The following is an 18,805-nucleotide window of genomic DNA, read 5'->3' on the forward strand; positions in this document are numbered from 1 at the left end:
GGCGGGTCAAGATGGAAGCTGTCGCCAGCGTCTTGTTGCGGTGGCGATGCGTGCGCCGAAACGGCGGGCGGTTTCGAGATCATCGGTGTCGACCAGTTGGGTTTTGTCTCGTGAGGAGGTGGCGGCGAGGCCAAGCCAGCAGCCAGCGGTATTCACACCCGGGCGGTCGGGGTGCACCGGTGCGCCAACCTCGGCCTGACCGACCCAGATCATGCCCATCTGGGCGGCGTAGATCGCGAGGCGCTGCAAGGTGCTGAGCTTGTCGCCCGAGGGGAAAGTTGCCACAGTGAACCCGGCGGCGATCTTGTCGGCCCAGGCCAGATCAAGCCAACGGTCAGCGGCTTCTTCGAGAAACTGATCAAAGCGGGCGGCACTGGAACCCATGTAGGTGGGGGAGCCAAAGACCACCGCCTCGGCTGCGTCTAAGATCGCCCAGTCCTGATCGGTGATGTGTTCGACATCAATGGTACGCGCGCCGATGCCTGCGCCCTCAGATATGGCTTTGGCCACGGCACGGGTATGGCCGTTGCCGGAAAAATACGGGATCGCAATTTCGGGCGCGTGATCTGCGCCCTGATCCTGTGGCTTCATATCATAGGGGTTTGCGTGTGCCTGATCTTCCATGTCCCAATGATACTTTGATGGGGACAAAGATGCGATGGCTTTTCTTTTGGGATCATTGCGGCCTATCTTGCGGGCAAACCACCGAGAGGCCCCGATGAGCAGCGTCAAAGAACAATATGAGGCGTATCCTTACCCCGAGCGGAACCCCAAGGATGAGGCAAAGCGGTTGATCAGCGGATCGCCGTCCCTGCCGCAAGAGATTGACCATTTCATCTTTGGCGGGCAACGCGACTGGTCCAAGCCGTTGCGGGTCTTGGTGGCCGGGGGCGGCACCGGGGATGGGCTGATTCAACTGGCAGCGATAATGGCGCAGTTTAAAAAGCCCTGCGAGATCACCTATGTCGATTTGTCGAAAGCCTCGCGCAAAGTGGCCGAGGCGCGCGCAAAAGTGCGGAAGCTGAGTAATATCACCTTTGTGACCGGCAGCCTGTTGGATGCGCCTAAGCTGGGGGAATTTGATTACATCGACTGCTGCGGGGTGCTGCATCATCTGCCTGAGCCGGAAGAGGGGTTTAGGGCGTTGCATACAGCGCTGGCACCCGGCGGTGGTTTGGGCTTTATGGTCTATGCGCCTTATGGGCGATCAGGGGTGTATCCGCTGCAAGAGGCCTTCGGTGCGTTACTGGGGGATTTGCCGCCGAAAGAGCGTTTGAAACAGGGAAAACGGATTTTTGAGGCCTTGCCCGAGGGGCATCCGTTCAAGGCCAATATCAACGTGCATGATCACAAGGCCAGCGAGGCGGGGTTTTATGACCTGCTGCTGCACACGCAGGACCGCTTTTATGATGTGGCGCAACTGATGCAGACGTTCGCGGCCACGGGCTGGCACCTGAGTGGCTTTGTCACCCAGGCGCTTTATGATCTGTCGCGCGTGGCAAAGCGACCAGAAGGCATGGGTGATGTCGAAGCGATGGCGTTGGCGGAAAAACTGAACGGCACGATCAAAGTGCACACCGGTTATGCGGTGAAAGCTGAGGAGGCGCGCGGATCGGCCAATGGACGCAACCGGGCGGTGGTGCCGGTGTTGAAAGGCGTGCGGGCGCAGCAATTGGCTCAGGCGGTGGCGCAGGGAAAACCCTTGCCGATGGATATGGACGGATTGAAGGCCACGCTGAGTTTGCCCAAGTCGGCAGCTCCGCTGATCGCGGCCATAAACGGCCAGCGGAACTTGAATGAAATTGCATCGGCCAGCGGGTCTGATCCCATCAGCTTTGGGGCCAACTGGAGCAAGGTTGAGAATGTATTAGCCGGGTGGGGGCTGTTGCTTTATTCCGGGATTGCACGACAGGGCGTTTGAGGTTCAGCTGCAGAATTTTGTATAAAGCGCCGCGATCCAAAGAATGCCGGGGATAAGTGTTGCCAGTAGGACAGCGAGGGAACCGTAGTCCTTGGCCTGACGTGACAGTTCGTGCCGTTCCGGTCCGATACGGTCGATGGCGGCCTCAACGGCGCTGTTGAGGATTTCGACAATGACCAGCAGCAGAACCGAGATGATCAGCAGGGCGATCATGATGGCGTTCTGGCCGACCCAAAAGGCGGCGGGGACCGAAAGTACGAAGGCAATGAATTCGATGCGAAACGCCTCTTCCCCGCGCCAGATATCGCGAAAGCCGGTCATCGAATTGGCGTAGGCCGCACGCAGGCGCGCAAAGCCCTTTAACGGTTGATTGCCCATAGCTGCCTCTTGTTCTTCTGCCTGTGTGGCAGAGCATATTGCGCCAAGATTGACATGTCGAACACAATCACGGACGGTCATGAAAAACTGGAGCATACCACATGAACGAGATCAGCTTGCAGGGATTGGCGATTGTCACTGGTGCCGGACAGGGCATCGGCCGGGTGATTGCGGTGCGCTTGCTGCAGGCCGGATGTCGTGTGCTGGCGGTGGGGCGGACGCAGTCGAAACTGGAGGGACTGGCGGAAGAGGCGGGTGTCACTGAAGATCAGGTGACGATTGCTAGTGTGGATATCCAAGATAGTTCAGTCGTCGAACAGGTGGTTCAGGTAGCAAAAGAGCAGCACGGCGAGATCGCCTATTTGGTGAATGCGGCGGGGATTTTGGCTCCGTCAAAACTGCTGGAGACCGGCGTTGATGCCTTGACTGAGACAATTGCGGTGAATTTTACCTCGACGCTGGTGGTCACGCAAATTGTGGCGCGGGTGATGGCAGAGCAAAAAGCCGGCGCGATTGTGACCATCGGGTCGAATTCGGGCACGACACCGCGCACCGGGCTGGGGGCTTATCCAGCGTCCAAGGCCGGGCTGGCTCATGCGATGAAGTGTTTGGGGCTGGAGCTGGCTGAATATGGCGTGCGCTGCAATATCGTCTCGCCCGGGTCCACCGATACGCCGATGCAGCAATCGTTTCAAACCTCGGCCAGCGGTCTGGACCGGGTGCTGAAGGGCGACGCGAATTTGTGGCGGCTTGGCATTCCGCTGGGGCGGATGGCGGACCCGCAAGACGTGGCGAATATCGTGCTGTTCCTGCTCTCGGACATGGCGCGGCATATCACGATGGAGAATATCGTGATTGATGGAGGGGCGACGTTGGGGGCGCGGTAGGGGCGCGTTTGATCAAATCTTCATTTCACCCCTTGGAAATCTGGAAAACGCGCTTAAAAGTCAGATTTATTGACCTTTTGCGCCGGAGGCCGTGATGTCCCAAGATAAAATCAAGATTGCCATCAATGGATTTGGCCGGATTGGGCGGACGTTGCTGCGTATTCTGATGCGCGATCGCGATGCCTTTGAACTAGTGCTGATCAATGAAATCGAGTCGCTGGAGACCTGCGCCTACTTGTTCCAGTACGATAGTGTGTTTGGGCCGTGGATTGGGCATGTCTCAACCGGGGATCAGCGGCTGGTGGTTGATGGCCACAGCATTCCGTTTCATGCCGAGCGCGACATCCGGGCGCTGGACCTTAGTAGCGTGGATCTGGTGCTGGAATGTACCGGCATGGGTGGCAAACGTGCGATTGCCGAGCGAGGGTTGGAGGCCGGGGCCAAGGCGGTGCTGGTGTCGGGCCCGTCGGCCGAGGCGGATATCACGCTGGTGATGGGGGCGAATGATGAGGCTTTGAAGGATGAGCTGATCATCTCGAACGCGTCCTGCACCACCAACGCGTTGGCCCCGCTGGCGCGGGTCCTGGACGAGGCGTTTGGCCTGATTAGTGGGCAGATGACCACCGTGCACTGCTATACCGGCAGCCAGCCGACGGTGGACAAACCGCGGGCAGCACCAGAACGGAGCCGGGCGGCGGCGATGTCGATGGTGCCCACGACCACCAGCGCGCAGCATCAGACGGGATTGGTCCTGCCGCATCTGAAAGGCCGGATCGAGGCGCGGGCCATCCGGGTGCCGACGGCAAGTGTGTCGGCCATCGACTTGACCGTACAGACGCGGGACAAGGTGACAGAAGAGGCGGTGAACGAGGTGCTGCGCGCCGCCGCTGAGGTCAGCCCGGTGTTTGGTTGGATCGAGATGCCACTGGTGAGTTCCGATCTGCGTGCGCGGCCTGAATCCCTGATCATCAGCGGGCCGGAAACTTCGGTATCCACTGGCGGGCTATGCCGGGTGTTTGGTTGGTATGACAACGAGTGGGGCTTTTCCTGCAGGATGCTGGATATGGCCGAGAAGATCGCGCGGCGGGGGTGATATCGGGGTAGGTCAACGAATTAGCTTTGTCCGCTTTGCGAATAATGTTGTTGTTTGCAATCAACGGCATTTTTTCAAAAACGTTCCGTTGAGCTGCAGAAATACAACGCGAAAGAGACCTCCCCTGCACGAAGCAAATAGAAGATCATTTGGCCAAGAATATCATCATGAGTTCCGATAAGCCGCTTCGGTGATGCGTATCTCAGTAGATTTGAATCGTCGTCCTTTTGTTCCCAATCATTGATGATGTCGTCCAGGCGATCCATGATCTTTAAGGACAAGTATGAGCGCATATCTTGCGCGACCTACTCATCGCCGACAAAAGGATTGACCAGCAAGAGCGATCTAATGTCTAGCTCTAGTTGCCCCATAGTTTCTAGAAAATTACCGTCCGATCTCACTGTCATTCCCGCTAGGTGCGAGAAACTAGTATGTATGTACTCTGAAAATTCGCGGTCATCCGACGATTCTACGACAAACGCTTCTGCGAAGTCGGAGCGGCGGTCTTGGTTTAGGTAACTGATGCCGTCCAAGAAGCCACCGAGAGATGCGACCCTAGCGGCATAGGAAGGTACTGAAGATTCACTGTTCATATGAGGCGGCTTGCTAGAGCCGATGATTAACCACTGCTGTGGTATACACAGCTATTTGCTGCGGCTGCAAGCCCAAGCACTTTGGTCTCAAAGCAGATGAAAGATGGGTTGCATAGAGAGGGCGGTGTCAGACCGCGGGTGGGCGTTTGGATGGTCTCCAACTGGTGGTTTATCTTTCAAAGTACATCTGACCTGATTTAGGCTTGGAAGCGTAGCAAAAGAGCCCGCCCATTTGGGCGGTCGGGCTCTGCCCGGGGCGCCGCGCGCCTGATTCCGGGCTGGGATATTTACATATGTGAACTCTATTTATGAAGCGTGGTTCTTTGGGCCAATCTATTTGGGCGCCTTTCACACACCTACTGACAAATGGGCAGCTTGTACGGTTTTGGTTCGGGCAGGGACTGACGCCAGGAGTTGATGATCGGCTGGAGCTGTTGTTTGGGCCAGAACTTTGGGGCGCCGATGGCTTTGAGGCAGGCGGCGTTCCAGTAGAGCCCGGCCTTGGCGGGGGACTTCCCGCGTTTCACGGCTTTGGCGACGGCGTTGATGTCGCGCGCTTCCGGGTAGATGTAGAGGGTTGTTGGGTTGTTTTCGACCAATGCGAGGATCTCTTGTGTCGCGTTTCTGGACCAGGTGGTGCAGCCGTTGCTGCGGCCCGAGGTGTAATCAACTAACCTTCCATAGGGCGTGTAGCCGTCTTCGTCGGCATAGGGGCTTTGCGGGTTCTTAAAACGGCATTGCCATTTCAGGAACATGGCGCGGTGCCCGCCGATGGCGCGTTCGCGAGCGTTGCTGGTTTCGCCTTCTCCGTCGAATAAAAGGAAGGTGCGGTGAAACGGTTTTCTTTTGCCCGAGCTGGTGTAGTAACCTTTGAAGGAGGTGCGGAATTCAGCCGTGGTGTAGGCCCCGCCGGCGGTGAGTTTGGACCCTTCGGTGTTGCTGAAGTGTCTGGCGCATTGCCGCCCGTTTGCAAAATTTGCGCGTTGCAGTTTGCGCCCGTTTCCGTAACCGGAAGAGACTGCTTTGAAGGATCTCTTGTTTTCACAGATCACGTAGAACCGTGCCTTGGCGCTGCCGTTCGAAGCGGTGCTGGGGCGCGTGGCGTCCATGGCAAGATAGCAAGGGTTTTTGACTGCGCCGGATTTGAGTTTTTTCTTGTACAGAGCGCGAGCCCGTTCAAGAACAACAGGTGCGATCTGGCCGTTGCCTGTGCCGACATGTTTTTGCAGCCATCCGGGGATGGAAGATGAGAGGGCTGATGCCTGATTTGGCATTGTGATCGTCATGGCAGCGATTGCTGTTGCCATGATGGCGCACTGACGTAACTTCAAAATCATTGAAGGGTCTCCTGCTATTGTGCCTCGGGGGGAGTGTAGCAGAAATTGCACAAAAAAACACCTCCGTCCGTTTTCGAACGGGCACCTATTTTTTGTCGCGTGCGGCTTTCTCTTCTTTGGTCAGTTTGGCGTTCCAAACGTTATTGCTCAGGCCCAATTCGCTTGGCATTGGCTTGGTTTTGCCAACGTTGACTTTGCCACCCTTGTTCAGGAATTCCTGAACCAGAGCATCATCTGTTGTTTCTTTGGGAATGCGTTTCATGTTGTGAGCGTACACGTCGGGATGCATTGAAACAACAGGCGTTGTGCGGGACGTGAAACTTCTGCTGATCCGGAATGGGTGCTATGTTTTCTATCAGTTTTCTGAGCAATGATGCGAAATAACTTGTTTATGCCCTGCGTTGTTTGTTTTGCGACTTCAAGTTCAGAGGCATCAACTTTCACCATGTTGAAAAGCAAAACCCCGCCAGAAAGGCGGGGTTTCATGTTTCTTATTGATCTTAAATTTACCCGGCGATCAGGCCCATTTGTTCGAGCTTCAGAATGACCTGATGGGCGCAGTTGTCGACTTCGACGTTTTCTGTCTCGACGCTGAGTTCTGGATTTTCGGGCACATCGTAAGGATCAGAGATGCCGGTGAACTCTTTGATCTTGCCTTCGCGGGCCAGTTTATAAAGGCCCTTGCGGTCGCGACGCTCGCATTCCTCGATGGTGGTGGCGACGTGAACTTCGACAAAGGCGCCGAATTCTTCGACGTCCTCACGTACCGCGCGGCGGGTTGTGGCATAGGGAGCGATGGGTGCGCAGATGGCGATGCCGCCGTTTTTGGTGATCTCGGACGCAACATAGCCGATGCGGCGAATGTTAAGGTCGCGGTGCTCTTTCGAGAAACCCAGCTCGGATGAGAGGTTTTTACGCACGATGTCACCATCGAGCAGTGTCACCGGGCGGCCACCCATTTCCATCAGCTTGACCATCAAAGCGTTGGCGATGGTCGATTTGCCCGAACCGGAGAAGCCGGTGAAGAAGACCGTGAAGCCCTGTTTGGACCGCGCAGGTTTGGTGCGGCGCAGTTCTTTGACAACTTCGGGGAAGCTGAACCATTCAGGGATTTCCAGACCCTCAGAGAGACGGCGGCGCAGTTCGGTACCCGAGATGTTGAGGATGGTGACGTCGTCCTTGTCTTTGATTTCGTCCATCGGCTCGTATTGGGCGCGTTCCTGAACCCAGACCATGTGTTTGAAGTCGAGCATTTCGATGCCGATTTCTTCCTCATACTGGCGGAACAGATCCTGCGCGTCGTAAGGGCCGTAAAAATCTTCGCCGGCAGAGTTTTTGCCGGGGCCTGCGTGGTCGCGACCGACGATGAAGTGGGTGCAGCCGTGGTTTTTGCGGATCAGGCCGTGCCAAACCGCCTCGCGCGGGCCAGCCATGCGCATGGCAAGGTTCAGTAGGCTCATGGTGGTGGTGGAGGAAGGGTATTGATCCAGCACCGCTTCGTAGCAGCGCACGCGGGTGAAGTGATCAACGTCGCCCGGTTTGGTCATGCCGACTACCGGGTGGATCAGCAGGTTGGCTTGGGCTTCTTTCGCGGCGCGGAAGGTCAGTTCCTGGTGGGCGCGGTGCAGCGGGTTGCGGGTCTGGAAGGCGACAACCTTGCGCCAGCCCAGCTTGCGGAAGTAAGCGCGCAGCTCGTTTGGCGTGTCGCGACGGGCGCGGAAGTCATAGTGAACGGGTTGCTGAATGCCGACGATTGGACCGCCGAGATAGATTTTACCAGCGGTGTTGTGCAGGTAATTGACGGCTGGGTGGGCGTCGTCATCTGCGCCAAAGACCTTTTCAGCCTCATGGGCCTTGTTGGGCTCCCAGCGATCCGTGACAGTCATGGTAGCCAGAATGACGCCTTCTTGGTCACGCAGGGCGATGTCCTGACCCAGTTCGAGACCTTGTGCGAAATCCTCGGACACATCCAGCGTGATTGGCATTGGCCAAAGCGCACCGTCGGCCAGACGCATGTTGTCGACAACACTGTTATAATCTTCTTCGGACAGGAAGCCTTTGAGCGGGTTGAAGCCGCCGTTCATCAGCAGCTCCAGATCGCAGATCTGGCGCGGGGTCAGGTCGTGGCTGGTCAGGTCAGCCGCTTCGACTTTCAGCTTTTGCGCAGAGTCGTAAGAGACATAGAGCTCGGGGATGGGGGCAAGGTTGTTTTGCACGAGTTTGGTCCTGTGTTTAAAGGGCTCAAGGCCGCTGGTGGTACCGGTTAATTCCGCATGAAGCGCATCGTATTCGGCAAATTTCCGGGTGAGAAACTGATCGGTGAGGCGAAGTTTTTCCGCCGCGCCGCGTGATGTCAGGGTGTAGGTATAGCGCTGACGTTTGTCAGTGCCTGCGCGGTCGCTGATGGAGACCAACTTGGACTCGGTCGCTGCACGTAAAAGCGCGTTGAGGCGGCCAAGAGAAATACCAAGGGCCGATGCTGTCGCGCGCTGCGAAGCGTCCGGCGCCAGTTCCAACTGGCGCAGAAGGCGGAAGAGTTGATCTTCTTCCTGCAAAAGCGATTTTTCGGGCGCGGTGACCATGGTAGCGACTCAATGTGTGTTCATGGGTGAACGCATTGCATGAATTTGCACGGAAGGCAAAGAAAAAACACGCCGAGAGGTCAGTCTTGGCGTGTTTCAATTGAATTGTAATGTGATGCTGCTTCTAAAAGCGGCGTTTGGTTTAGTCTTGTTCTGCGAGGAACCGCTCGGCATCCAGCGCAGCCATGCAGCCCATGCCTGCCGATGTCACAGCCTGGCGGTAGGTGTGGTCGGTCAGGTCACCGGCCGCAAACAGGCCCGGGACAGATGTGCGGGTGCTGCCGGCTTCGACCTTGACGTAGTCGCCGTGGTGCATCTCGACCTTGCCTTTTACCAACTCGCTGGCGGGGGCGTGGCCGATGGCAATGAAGACGCCCTTGCAGGGGATTTCCGAAATTTCGCCGGTTTGGTTGTTGCGTACTCGCACGCCGGTGACGCCTTTGGGCATGTCGTCGCCCAGCACTTCCTCAAGCTCGTGGAACCACAGCGGTTCTATCTTGGGGTGTTTGAGTAAGCGGTCCTCAAGAATTTTTTCTGAACGTAGCTCGTCACGGCGGTGGATCAGTGTCACCTTGCTGGCGAAGTTGGTCAGGAACAGTGCTTCCTCGACCGCCGTATTGCCGCCGCCGATGACAACGATTTCGTCACCGCGATAGAAGAACCCGTCACAGGTGGCACAGGCCGAGACACCGAAGCCTTTGAAGGCTTCCTCGGACGGCAGGCCCAGCCATTTGGCACGAGCACCAGTGCAGAGGATCACCGCATCGGCGGTGTACACTGTTCCGCTGTCGCCCTTGGCCACAAACGGGCGGCTTTCTGTATCGAGCTCGGTGATGATGTCGCCGATGATTTCGCAACCCATCGCCTTGGCGTGGGCTTCCATGCGGACCATCAGGTCGGGGCCCTGCACTTCGGTATCGCCGGGCCAGTTTTCAACCTCGGTTGTGGTGGTCAATTGCCCGCCGGGTTCGATCCCTTGCACCAGGATCGGCTCCAGCATTGCACGGCTGGCGTAGACGCCAGCGGTATAGCCAGCGGGGCCGGAGCCGATGATCAGGGTTCTGGTGTGGCGGGTTTCGGACATGGGGGCCTCGTTCTGGCAGGACGGAAGTAAAAAGTTGATCTGATATAGCCATGGATGGCCAGGCTTGAAACCCCTTGGGTACGGGTTTTCCAATGTTCCATTGGATCGGGAATGCTGTGGCAGAATTTGCCTGCGAAATGGGACGTTGTGCCGGGATTCATGTTATGATTGTCTGCAGGCAAAGGAGAGCGAAGATGCGCATTTTGAAAAAGCTGTTTTTTGGACTTTTACTTCTGGTCGTGGCGTTCGTGATTATCGGAATGCTGTTGCCGCGTGAAGTTGCGGTTGAGCGCAGCATCGTGATTGAGGCACCTGCGTCAGAGATTTACCCGCATGTCAGTAATTTGCAAGCGACAACCGCGTGGTCGCCTTGGCTGGGGCAGGATCCGGAGACCAAACTGACCTTTAATGAGGTCGAAGCTGGTGTTGGCGCAGTGATGGAATGGGCGTCGGATAACCCGAATGTGGGCCGCGGACATATGGAGATTGTCGAAGCAGTCGAGAACCAGTCCGTCGCTGTGGCGCTGGATTTCGGAGACATGGGCACGGCCGATGCCAGTTGGACGTTTGAAGAGGCTGACGGTCAGACCACCGCGACATGGGGCATGGTGGCCGATATGGGGGCCGGGCCGATTGGCCGATGGATGGGGTTGAAGATGGACGATTGGGTTGGTGCTGATTACGAGCGCGGATTGCAAAACCTGAAGACACTGGTTGAGGGCGGATAAATCAGGGATGCCGCAAACGGTTTTTGAGATTTCCACACGCGGGCAGGGACTCTACGAGTTTACAGGTCTGGTCAAAGAGTGGGTTGCGGAACGTCAAGTGGACGAGGGGCTGTTGACGTTGTTTATCAGGCATACTTCGGCCAGCTTGCTTATTCAGGAAAACGCTGACCCTGAAGTGCAGACCGATCTGCGCAATTACTTTCACCGTTTGGTGCCACCGACCACCGATCCGTCGATGTCGTATTTGACCCATACCTATGAAGGGCCGGACGACATGCCTGCACATATCAAGGCGGCGATGATGCCGGTGAGCCTGCAGATCCCGGTGAGTGGAAGGCGGATGGTGCTGGGGACGTGGCAAGGGGTCTACGTGTTTGAACATCGCGATGCCCCGCATCGGCGGCAGGTTGTGGCGCATATGGCAGGGAGGTGAGCATGTTTGAAACCGCAGATGACTGGGTGGCGGCGCATCAGCAGGATTTATCTGATTGGTGTGCGACGATTTTTGATTATGCCGAGCCCGCTTGGCGCGAATATCGCTCGGCTGCGTGGTATGTGAAATGCTTGCGGGAAGAAGGCTTTTCCGTCGAGGAAGGCTCAGGCGGGATGCCGACGGCCTTTTGTGCCGAATGGTCGAATGGCGATGGTCCCAAGGTGGGGATGTATGCCGAATATGATGCAGTGCCGGGCAATTGTCAGGCCGCGCGCCCAGAACGCGCGCCGCGCGACGGGCTGGGCTATTTGGCGGCCGGGCACACCGATCCGCATTCGGGGTTGGGTATTGGGGCCTTGGGTGGGCTGTTGGCCACTAAGGCCGCGATGGAGAAGCATGGTATTCAGGGGGGGCTGCGGTTCACAGGGGAGCCTGCAGAGAAGGTGCGTGGCTCTAAACCAATCCATGCCGCCTTGGGGTACTATGACGGGTTGGCGGCGATGCTGTCATTTCATCCGTTTTATATGCTGCCGCTGTGCAACACGGTGCGTTGGAATACCCAATGCGGCGCGGCCTATTCGATGATTTACAGGTTTCGGTGTGAGACGCCAGAAACATGGGGTGCGCAGGATGGCACGCCGATCCCTCAAAGTCATTCTGATGTGCGGGCTCCGGGCGCCAATGACGCCTTGATGCTGATGTATCAGACGGTGCGGAACCTGCGCGATAGTATGCTGCCACATCGCGGTGGCTGGTCGGTGTCCGAAGCGATTTTGGGCATGGGGCAGGCGACGGCGGACAACTTGCCAGCCGTGCAGGCGGATATCCAATACATGATCCGGGTGCCGGATCTGGCGATGGCAGAACGGATCAGCGGGGAGCTGGACCGCATTTCCAACTCGGTCGCGGATATGACAGGCTGCGTGGTAGAAAAACATTGGGTCTGCAAATCGCGCCCCGGTTTGACCAATCATGCGATGGCCTCAGTCGTATGGGACAGCTTGCAAACTGTCGGTGCACCGGAATGGGACGCAGCAGCGCTGGATCTGGCGCGTCAAGTGCAGTTGGCATGCGGGAAAGAGGGGGCTGAGAACCCGTTGATAGACGCCTGCACGCAGATGATTTCGCCGCAGGAAGCGGAGCAGAAGTTGCGGCAATCACTGCCGCCTGAGCAGCGTAATTCCACTTCGGATGATTATACCGACATGAGCTGGCATGCACCGACGGCGCGCTTTTATATCGCACGGCCTGCGTTGCGTGATGGGCCATATCCGGCCTGGGCAATGAATGCGCTGGGTGGCATCCCGCAATTGATTGATCCGATGGTGACGACGGCGGCGCGAGTCTTGGCACATTCGGCCTTGCGGGTGTTGACGGATAAGGATGTTAGAGAAGCGGCTTGGGAGGAGTTTGAAGCACGCAGAAGCGGCGATAATTTCATTGCGCCTCTGTGCGATTATGAGCCTCCGCTCGACTTTGCCTGGCCTGAGTATGTGGAGACAAAACGCGGTCGTCACTGGCATTTGCCAGGGTAATTTGTCCAATTACCGTCTGGATGTAGCGGTGTAATTTCCCCTCTACCCAAAACCTTGCGGCTCCCCTATAGTGGCTGTGGATAAGTGGGCTTAAGCCCCATTGGGATGCAGGTAGATTAGAAAAGGGGATTGGCTGATGCGCTGCCCGTTTTGCGGAAATATTGATACACAAGTGAAAGATTCACGCCCGGCAGAGGATCACGTTTCGATCCGGCGGCGGCGGTTCTGCCCAGCCTGTGGCGGACGGTTCACCACCTATGAGCGGGTGCAGTTGCGTGATCTGGTGGTGGTGAAATCTAACGGACGCCGCGAAGATTTTGACCGCGACAAGTTGGAACGCTCAATCCGCATCGCCCTTCAAAAACGACCCGTTGAGCCAGAGCGGATTGACCAGATGATTTCGGGCATCGTGCGCCGGTTGGAAAGCCTAGGCGAGACAGATATTCAATCGAAAAACGTCGGCGAGATCGTAATGGAAAGCCTTGCCCGTATTGATACCGTGGCCTACGTGCGCTTTGCGAGCGTCTACAAGAATTTCCAGGCGGCGGATGACTTTGACAAGTTCGTTAGCGAATTACGCCCGGATTCCGTCACAGACAATTCCGAAGAAGAGTGACCCAGAACGACCAACGCTATATGGCGCTCGCCCTGTCTTTGGGGCGGCGCGGGCAGGGCAATTGCTGGCCTAATCCGGCAGTTGGCTGTGTGCTTGTGCGCGAGGGCCGGATTGTTGGGCGCGGATGGACCCAGCCAGGTGGGCGACCGCATGCGGAGCGTGTGGCATTGGATCAGGCGGGCGAAGCGGCGCGTGGTGCGACGGCCTATGTTACGCTGGAACCCTGCGCGCATCACGGGCAGACACCGCCCTGCGCCGAAGGGCTGATCAACGCTGGTGTGGCTCGGGTTGTCGTTGCGATTGAAGATACTGATCCACGAGTGGCGGGGCTGGGCTTTACCATGCTACGCACGGCCGGGATCGAGGTTGAAGTCGGCGTACTGGGCGATGAGGCGAGTCGCGATCTAGCGGGTTTCCTGCGCCGTGCGGAAACCGGGCGGCCTTGGGTGACGCTAAAGCTGGCCAGTTCCTTTGATGGGCGGATCGCCACAGCAAGCGGTCACAGCCAATGGATCACAGGCCCCGAGGCACGGCGCATGGTGCATGCGATGCGGGCTAGCCATGATGCGGTAATGGTGGGCGGCGGCACAGCGCGCGCCGATGATCCCTCGCTGACTGTTCGCGATATGGGAGTGACACATCAGCCGGTTCGGGTGGTGATGTCGCGCAGGTTGGACTTGCCGATGATGTCACAACTGGCGCGCACTGCGAAGGAGGTGCCGCTTTGGCTGTGTCATGGAGCAGATGCGGACGTCGCGCTGATCGAGGCTTGGGAAGGCATCGGTGCCAAGTTGTTGCCCTGTGCCACCCAGGGCCCGCAGCTGGATATGAGCGCGGTCTTGCAAACGCTGAGTGCCGAAGGATTGACACGGGTGTTTTGTGAGGGTGGCGGCGGAGTGGCCGCGTCCTTACTGGCGGCGGATTTGGTTGATGAACTGGTCGGTTTTACGGCGGGATTGTCTATCGGGGCCGAAGGGCTACCTGCCATCGGGGCGCAAGGACTGTCGCGGCTGGAAGAAACCAACCGGTTTAAGCTGATCGAAGCCCGCCCGATTGGCGGTGACGTCTTGCACCGCTGGGAACGTCGCTGAGCGCGACGGCTCTTAGTCTCGGGTGCCCGAGAAACGGGCTTGCCATTCTTCGCGTTGATCGTCGGTGATCTTGGCAAAAAGCACATCCGGGACGGTGAAGGCATGACCGGCGTTCAGGCTGTTGAGTGCGGCGGCAACGTCTTCAGGCCAGGTGGTGTCATCGCTGTTCATTGCTTTCAGCATTGTAGCGCTGGCGTCGGGAATGAAAGGGGCTGAGAGCACCGCGTAGAGATGGATGAGGTTCAGAGCCAGACGGATCTGTGCGGCGGCTGTTTCAGGATCTTCCTTGAAGGTCGACCAAGGCGCGGCCTCTTGCAGGTATTCATTGCCTGCGACCCAGATGGCCCGTAAATCTTGTGATGAACGTCTAACGAACTTTCTATCCATCATTTTTTGATAGCTCTCGATCCCTACAGTAAGGTCTTCGATAAGCTGCAATTCTTTAGCTCCGTATTCACCACCTGCGGGCACTACTTCGCCAAACTTTGACCGGCAGAATTTGGTGACGCGGCTGACAAAGTTGCCCAGCACGTCGGCCAGATCCTTGTTCACGCTGGCCTGGAAATTCTCCCAGGTGAATTCACTGTCCGAGCTTTCAGGCGCATGTGACAGCAGCCACCAGCGCCAGTAGTCGGACGGAAGGATTTCAAGCGCCTGATCCATGAACACGCCGCGCCCGCGCGAGGTGGAAAATTGCCCGCCGTCATAGTTCAGGTAGTTGAAGGATTTGATGTAATCCACCAGCTTCCACGGCTCGCCTGACCCCAGAATGGTGCAGGGGAAGCTGAGCGTGTGGAAGGGGACGTTATCCTTGCCCATAAATTGCGTATAGGTCACGTCATCCGCGCCTTTGTCGGTGCGCCACCAGCTCTCCCAGTCGGAGCCTTTGCCCGCGTCTTCCCATTCCTGCGCGCAGGCGATGTATTCGATCGGCGCATCGAACCAGACGTAGAAGACTTTGCCTTCCATACCGGGCCAGTCCTGATCGCCCTTTTTGACGGGCACACCCCAGTCCAGATCGCGGGTGATGCCGCGGTCTTGCAACCCGTCACCATCCGTCAGCCATTTCAGTGCAATAGAGGTAGTCAGAGTCGGCCAGTAGTTTTGGTCTTCGGGTTCGACTTTTTCCCCTTCAACTGTAAGCGTGGTCGGCTTCATCTTAGATTGAATCCAGTGCCGCAGTTCACCTCTCATTGCAGACTGGCGCAAGTAAAGGTGCTTGGTGTCACGCATCTCCAGATCGGTAGAGCCGGACACAGTGGAGCGTGGATTGATCAGGTCGACCGGGTCCAGCTGCTTGGTGCAGTTGTCGCATTGGTCGCCACGTGCGCTGTCAAAGCCGCAGTTGGGGCAGGTGCCCTCGATATAACGGTCAGGCAGAAAGCGGCCATCGGCGTGGCTGTACATCTGGGTTTCGTTGACTTCACGAATGAGGCCTGCGTCCTCCAGACGAGCGGCGAAATGCTGGGTCAGCTTGCGGTTTTGCTCGCTGGAAGACCGACCAAAGTGGTCAAAGCTGAGGCGGAAACCCTCGGCGAGGTCGGATTGAACCTGCCACATCTCGGCGCAATATTCGGCGACGGGTTTGCCGGCCTTGGCTGCGGCCAGTTCAGCCGGGGTGCCGTGTTCATCCGTGGCGCACAGAAACATCACCTCATGCCCACGCCCGCGCAGATACCGGGCGTAAAGGTCGGCTGGCAGCTGGCTGCCGACAAGGTTGCCCAGATGTTTGATCCCGTTGATGTAGGGAATGGCGGAGGTGATGAGATGCCGAGCCATGGGTTATGCCTTTGAATCTGTTTCAACGCCCCCTTTAGCGTGCTGCGGGCAGCAGGGCCAGAGGGTATCGGGATTTGCTTAGAATGCTGTGTTGTTAGCTAAGTGAAACGCGCTTAGGGTGACTAAAGATTGTTATAAGAGTGTAAAATGAATTTCATTTGTAAGGACGAAGGCGCGATCATACACTTTGCTGGCGACAACAGTTTGATTGATGGGCGGATTGAGCGCATTGATGTACGCGACACCGACCCATCTGTATCAATCCATATTGAAATCTGTATGAGACCGTCTTCCGAACATCGGAAGATTGAACTTAGATTTCTTGGCTGTAAGGAATTTGGTTTTTATTGGTCTGACGATTACTACTTTTACAACATTGAGCGAGTGAAGTTTTTCCAACGAGATGACGGCTTGCTCTACGTTTCATTCGATCCCGTGGATGAAGCCGAAACTGTTTCAGAATACGACCAGAGCTTCATTTCAAGTGCAGAGTTGCACGCTTACAGCTTCTAAGTGGCGCGAACGGTGATAAAGAAGTCTGCTCTATGTTTGTTAGGCGCTGATAAGCAGGTTTTAAATTTGTGAGACCATCTATGTAGGTAGGTTAGATAGCTTTGACGCGCGAAGGTCGTCTCCCAAAAGCCGCCTGACCGGCGATGGCAGTCAGGACGATGATCCCGCCGATGATCTCGGAGGATGACATCGCCTCATTGACAAACAGCCATACCCAGATCGGGCCAAGCACGCTTTCCAGCAGGACCAGAAGCCCAACTTCGGCGGCCGGCACGTAAGGTGTGCCCCAGGTGACAAACCCGATGCCGATACCAATGGTAAACCCACCCATGAACAGGCTGAGCCAGAGGTCATATTGTGAGACGCTTAGGCCGTTGCCCAGCAGTAGCGCGCAAGTAATGCCGATCACGACGCAGAAAATGCCGCCCATGAAGGTCCCGCCCAGCACATCGGTTTTGCGAGAGCGTCGTGCAAGAGTCAGCATCAATGCAAAGCAAGCAGCTGAGATGAAAGCGAATATATTGCCAAGGGAACGACCTTGCGTTGCGCCGCTTTGCACCATCAATCCAACGCCAATTATCGCCAGCCCCATGGCCACGAGAGTGATCTTGGTCGGGCGTTCGCCCAGCCATGCCCACGCCATCAGTGCCGCAAAGAGGGGAGAGATCGATAGAATGAACAGTGTCGAGGCAACGGAGGTATTGAGCATCGCAAAGACATAGGTGGTGAACGCGACAGAGAGGGCAAACCCCATGACCATATCATTGCGATCAAGGCTGCGCAGAAAACTGAGAGGAGACACTTTGCGCTTCAAACAAGCCATGAGTGCGATCATGCCGGCTAGCGCAGCTGAACGGTAGATTAGGATTTGAAAACCATCGGCCTGATCAATCATGCGCATTGTCAGGCCGACGAAGCTCATGAAGGTGGCACCGAGCAGGATGGTGGCGGTGGCTTGGGGTTTTGTCATTTGGGCTCGTGCTCTTCAGCCTCGTCGTCGCGCGAGGAACTGGTCAGGCGGCCAATCAGGAAGCTGGTGCGAGGTGACCAGACATAACGGGTTCGGTCGCCGCGTGTCGGGCGCGCGCGCATCCGGCCAAGACCAAAAACAATGAGTAGACCGTGCCCCACCGCGATCATCGCGAACATGGCCGGGGGGCCGAACATTTCGATCAGGTTTGAGGCCAGCAGGGGTGAGGCAATAGCCCCAATGGCGTAACAAAACATCAGAGCCGCTGATAGCTCGACCCGCTGACTGCTGTCAGCAAAGTCGTTGGCGTGGGCGGCAGAGACTGAATAAATAGGAAAAGACGTGAGGCCAAAGAAGAAGGCGGTGAGCAAGACCCCGGTTGTACTCAGATCATGCGAAAGCGCGGTCAGGATGCAGCAAATGATTGCAGCGATGGACAGAGCGATCAGCACCTTGCGGCGATCGTACTTATCGGCCAGCCAGCCGACAGGATACTGCGCTAGTGCGCCGCCCAGCACGAAAACCGCAAGGAAATAGGCGATTTGGCCCACTTCCAGCCCGACCTGTTGGCCGTAAAGCGGGCCGACCATGCGGAAGGTTGCGCTTGAAAGTGCAGCGACAACCACGCCAGCCGCCGCCAGGGGCGAACATTGCCATGCCAGCATCGGACGCAGGCGCGGGGCCTTGGGCACCGAGGGCGGGCTGGCACGCGTCAGGATCAAGGGCAGGATCGCGGCGCAACAAAACAGGGTCAGGATGTTGTAGGAAACGTAATGCGCAGGTGCGAGAACCGAGATCAGCATCTGCGCCATGAGGGATGCGCCCATGTCGACGATGCGGAACATGCCGAGGGTGCGGCCGCGGTTGTCATTGGTGACCTTGGCGTTGAGCCAGGATTCAACCACAGTGTAGCACCCGGCCACACAGAGCCCGCTGGCCATTCTCATTATGGCCCAGGCATAGGCATCGATGATCAGCATGTGCATCAGCAGGCCAAGCGCCCCAAGCGCGTTGAAGGCGGCAAAAGAGCGGGAATGACCGATGGCCCCCATCAGGCGCGGAGCCCACCAGCAACCGATGAAGAATCCCAAGAAATGCGCGGAACCCAACAAGCCGATCTGGGCTGTGGTGAAGTGCAGTGCAATGCCGGACAGGGCGTCAAGTGGCCCCACACCACCCGAGGACAACTGCATCAAGGCGATGGAGAGGAAGAGAGCGGCAAAGGAAATCAGCGTGCGCATAATGACTTAAGGATCGCAGGTCGG

At 57.2% G+C, this 18,805-nt stretch carries 19 protein-coding genes; 9 read left to right on the forward strand and 10 right to left on the reverse strand.

All coding sequences use genetic code 11. The features are described 5' to 3' along the window. Window positions 1-6 precede the first annotated feature (6 nt). A complete protein-coding gene (locus ROA7450_RS03845; RefSeq protein ID WP_234999427.1) occupies window positions 7-624 on the reverse strand; it encodes a flavodoxin family protein in 618 nt (205 codons plus the stop codon). Between the two features lie 94 nt (window positions 625-718). On the opposite strand from ROA7450_RS03845, the gene ROA7450_RS03850 reads away from it, so the two are divergent. Beyond that, window positions 719-1,921 (forward strand): class I SAM-dependent methyltransferase, encoded by a 1,203-nt coding sequence (locus tag ROA7450_RS03850; RefSeq protein WP_085804638.1) that lies wholly within the window; start codon window positions 719-721, stop codon window positions 1,919-1,921. A 3-nt stretch (window positions 1,922-1,924) separates the two neighbouring features. Here ROA7450_RS03850 and ROA7450_RS03855 read toward each other — a convergent pair whose 3' ends face one another. Continuing rightward, window positions 1,925-2,299 (reverse strand): diacylglycerol kinase, encoded by a 375-nt coding sequence (locus ROA7450_RS03855; RefSeq protein WP_085804639.1) that lies wholly within the window; start codon window positions 2,297-2,299, stop codon window positions 1,925-1,927. 101 nt (window positions 2,300-2,400) lie between these two features. Between ROA7450_RS03855 and ROA7450_RS03860 the strand changes: the two genes are divergently transcribed. Both ROA7450_RS03860 and ROA7450_RS03865 read left to right on the forward strand, forming a co-directional pair. Further along, window positions 2,401-3,186 carry an SDR family NAD(P)-dependent oxidoreductase gene (locus tag ROA7450_RS03860; protein WP_085804350.1) on the forward strand — a complete coding sequence of 262 codons (786 nt, stop codon included), beginning with the start codon at window positions 2,401-2,403 and terminating at the stop codon, window positions 3,184-3,186. A 94-nt stretch (window positions 3,187-3,280) separates the two neighbouring features. Then, window positions 3,281-4,279, forward strand: a complete 999-nt coding sequence (locus tag ROA7450_RS03865; protein ID WP_085804351.1) for a type I glyceraldehyde-3-phosphate dehydrogenase — start codon at window positions 3,281-3,283, stop codon at window positions 4,277-4,279. A gap of 949 nt (window positions 4,280-5,228) precedes the next feature. On the opposite strand, the gene ROA7450_RS03880 is transcribed toward ROA7450_RS03865, so the two are convergent. The 5 genes from ROA7450_RS03880 to trxB form a co-directional block, all read right to left on the reverse strand. After that, complete coding sequence (locus ROA7450_RS03880) at window positions 5,229-6,179, reverse strand: murein L,D-transpeptidase catalytic domain-containing protein (RefSeq protein WP_200812919.1); 951 nt, start codon at window positions 6,177-6,179, stop codon at window positions 5,229-5,231. A gap of 115 nt (window positions 6,180-6,294) precedes the next feature. Continuing rightward, a complete protein-coding gene (locus ROA7450_RS21130) occupies window positions 6,295-6,471 on the reverse strand; it encodes a hypothetical protein (RefSeq protein WP_200812920.1) in 177 nt (58 codons plus the stop codon). Beyond that, window positions 6,468-6,695, reverse strand: a complete 228-nt coding sequence (locus tag ROA7450_RS21255) for a hypothetical protein (RefSeq protein WP_085804355.1) — start codon at window positions 6,693-6,695, stop codon at window positions 6,468-6,470. The genes ROA7450_RS21130 and ROA7450_RS21255 overlap by 4 nt, the downstream gene beginning before the upstream one ends. 20 nt (window positions 6,696-6,715) lie before the next feature. Continuing rightward, window positions 6,716-8,791 (reverse strand): bifunctional sulfate adenylyltransferase/adenylylsulfate kinase, encoded by a 2,076-nt coding sequence (locus ROA7450_RS03890; protein ID WP_085804356.1) that lies wholly within the window; start codon window positions 8,789-8,791, stop codon window positions 6,716-6,718. Between the two features lie 142 nt (window positions 8,792-8,933). Next, window positions 8,934-9,875, reverse strand: a complete 942-nt coding sequence (trxB, locus tag ROA7450_RS03895) for a thioredoxin-disulfide reductase (protein WP_085804357.1) — start codon at window positions 9,873-9,875, stop codon at window positions 8,934-8,936. Window positions 9,876-10,069: 194 nt separating this feature from the next. Between trxB and ROA7450_RS03900 the strand changes: the two genes are divergently transcribed. The 5 genes from ROA7450_RS03900 to ribD all read left to right on the forward strand — a co-directional run bounded on the left by ROA7450_RS03900 (window position 10,070) and on the right by ribD (window position 14,278). Further along, window positions 10,070-10,603, forward strand: coding sequence for an SRPBCC family protein (locus tag ROA7450_RS03900; protein WP_085804358.1), 534 nt, complete (start codon window positions 10,070-10,072; stop codon window positions 10,601-10,603). A 7-nt stretch (window positions 10,604-10,610) separates the two neighbouring features. After that, window positions 10,611-11,036, forward strand: a complete 426-nt coding sequence (locus ROA7450_RS03905) for a secondary thiamine-phosphate synthase enzyme YjbQ (protein ID WP_085804359.1) — start codon at window positions 10,611-10,613, stop codon at window positions 11,034-11,036. 2 nt (window positions 11,037-11,038) lie between these two features. Continuing rightward, entirely contained in the window at window positions 11,039-12,571 is a 1,533-nt protein-coding gene (locus tag ROA7450_RS03910; protein WP_085804360.1) for a zinc-binding metallopeptidase family protein, read from the forward strand. Window positions 12,572-12,707: 136 nt separating this feature from the next. Then, window positions 12,708-13,187, forward strand: a complete 480-nt coding sequence (gene nrdR / locus ROA7450_RS03915; protein WP_085804361.1) for a transcriptional regulator NrdR — start codon at window positions 12,708-12,710, stop codon at window positions 13,185-13,187. Next, window positions 13,184-14,278, forward strand: coding sequence for a bifunctional diaminohydroxyphosphoribosylaminopyrimidine deaminase/5-amino-6-(5-phosphoribosylamino)uracil reductase RibD (gene ribD / locus ROA7450_RS03920; RefSeq protein ID WP_085804362.1), 1,095 nt, complete (start codon window positions 13,184-13,186; stop codon window positions 14,276-14,278). Before nrdR ends, ribD begins: the two co-directional genes overlap by 4 nt. A 12-nt stretch (window positions 14,279-14,290) precedes the next feature. On the opposite strand, the gene metG is transcribed toward ribD, so the two are convergent. Further along, window positions 14,291-16,057 (reverse strand): methionine--tRNA ligase, encoded by a 1,767-nt coding sequence (metG, locus tag ROA7450_RS03925; RefSeq protein ID WP_085804363.1) that lies wholly within the window; start codon window positions 16,055-16,057, stop codon window positions 14,291-14,293. 147 nt (window positions 16,058-16,204) lie between these two features. On the opposite strand from metG, the gene ROA7450_RS03930 reads away from it, so the two are divergent. Continuing rightward, window positions 16,205-16,570, forward strand: a complete 366-nt coding sequence (locus ROA7450_RS03930; RefSeq protein WP_085804364.1) for a hypothetical protein — start codon at window positions 16,205-16,207, stop codon at window positions 16,568-16,570. Between the two features lie 91 nt (window positions 16,571-16,661). Here the strand turns inward: ROA7450_RS03930 and ROA7450_RS03935 are convergent, their stop codons facing one another. Together ROA7450_RS03935 and ROA7450_RS03940 are read right to left on the reverse strand one after the other, a co-directional pair. Beyond that, window positions 16,662-17,540, reverse strand: a complete 879-nt coding sequence (locus ROA7450_RS03935; RefSeq protein ID WP_085804365.1) for a DMT family transporter — start codon at window positions 17,538-17,540, stop codon at window positions 16,662-16,664. After that, window positions 17,537-18,781, reverse strand: coding sequence for an MFS transporter (locus tag ROA7450_RS03940; RefSeq protein WP_085804366.1), 1,245 nt, complete (start codon window positions 18,779-18,781; stop codon window positions 17,537-17,539). Before ROA7450_RS03940 ends, ROA7450_RS03935 begins: the two co-directional genes overlap by 4 nt. Between the last annotated feature and the right edge of the window lie 24 nt (window positions 18,782-18,805).

The sequence above is a fragment of the Roseovarius albus genome, from assembly GCF_900172335.1.
Lineage (GTDB): Bacteria > Pseudomonadota > Alphaproteobacteria > Rhodobacterales > Rhodobacteraceae > Roseovarius > Roseovarius albus.

What these genes read in the sequence shown, in the direction of transcription:
- ROA7450_RS03845 (WP_234999427.1), bottom strand. Translation starts at nt 624, where the DNA reads ATGGAAGATCAGGCACACGCAAACCCCTATGATATGAAGCCACAGGAT.
- ROA7450_RS03850 (WP_085804638.1), top strand. Translation starts at nt 719, where the DNA reads ATGAGCAGCGTCAAAGAACAATATGAGGCGTATCCTTACCCCGAGCGG.
- ROA7450_RS03855 (WP_085804639.1), bottom strand. Translation starts at nt 2,299, where the DNA reads ATGGGCAATCAACCGTTAAAGGGCTTTGCGCGCCTGCGTGCGGCCTAC.
- ROA7450_RS03860 (WP_085804350.1), top strand. Translation starts at nt 2,401, where the DNA reads ATGAACGAGATCAGCTTGCAGGGATTGGCGATTGTCACTGGTGCCGGA.
- ROA7450_RS03865 (WP_085804351.1), top strand. Translation starts at nt 3,281, where the DNA reads ATGTCCCAAGATAAAATCAAGATTGCCATCAATGGATTTGGCCGGATT.
- ROA7450_RS03880 (WP_200812919.1), bottom strand. Translation starts at nt 6,179, where the DNA reads ATGGCAACAGCAATCGCTGCCATGACGATCACAATGCCAAATCAGGCA.
- ROA7450_RS21130 (WP_200812920.1), bottom strand. Translation starts at nt 6,471, where the DNA reads ATGAAACGCATTCCCAAAGAAACAACAGATGATGCTCTGGTTCAGGAA.
- ROA7450_RS21255 (WP_085804355.1), bottom strand. Translation starts at nt 6,695, where the DNA reads ATGAAACCCCGCCTTTCTGGCGGGGTTTTGCTTTTCAACATGGTGAAA.
- ROA7450_RS03890 (WP_085804356.1), bottom strand. Translation starts at nt 8,791, where the DNA reads ATGGTCACCGCGCCCGAAAAATCGCTTTTGCAGGAAGAAGATCAACTC.
- trxB (WP_085804357.1), bottom strand. Translation starts at nt 9,875, where the DNA reads ATGTCCGAAACCCGCCACACCAGAACCCTGATCATCGGCTCCGGCCCC.
- ROA7450_RS03900 (WP_085804358.1), top strand. Translation starts at nt 10,070, where the DNA reads ATGCGCATTTTGAAAAAGCTGTTTTTTGGACTTTTACTTCTGGTCGTG.
- ROA7450_RS03905 (WP_085804359.1), top strand. Translation starts at nt 10,611, where the DNA reads ATGCCGCAAACGGTTTTTGAGATTTCCACACGCGGGCAGGGACTCTAC.
- ROA7450_RS03910 (WP_085804360.1), top strand. Translation starts at nt 11,039, where the DNA reads ATGTTTGAAACCGCAGATGACTGGGTGGCGGCGCATCAGCAGGATTTA.
- nrdR (WP_085804361.1), top strand. Translation starts at nt 12,708, where the DNA reads ATGCGCTGCCCGTTTTGCGGAAATATTGATACACAAGTGAAAGATTCA.
- metG (WP_085804363.1), bottom strand. Translation starts at nt 16,057, where the DNA reads ATGGCTCGGCATCTCATCACCTCCGCCATTCCCTACATCAACGGGATC.
- ROA7450_RS03930 (WP_085804364.1), top strand. Translation starts at nt 16,205, where the DNA reads ATGAATTTCATTTGTAAGGACGAAGGCGCGATCATACACTTTGCTGGC.
- ROA7450_RS03935 (WP_085804365.1), bottom strand. Translation starts at nt 17,540, where the DNA reads ATGACAAAACCCCAAGCCACCGCCACCATCCTGCTCGGTGCCACCTTC.
- ROA7450_RS03940 (WP_085804366.1), bottom strand. Translation starts at nt 18,781, where the DNA reads ATGCGCACGCTGATTTCCTTTGCCGCTCTCTTCCTCTCCATCGCCTTG.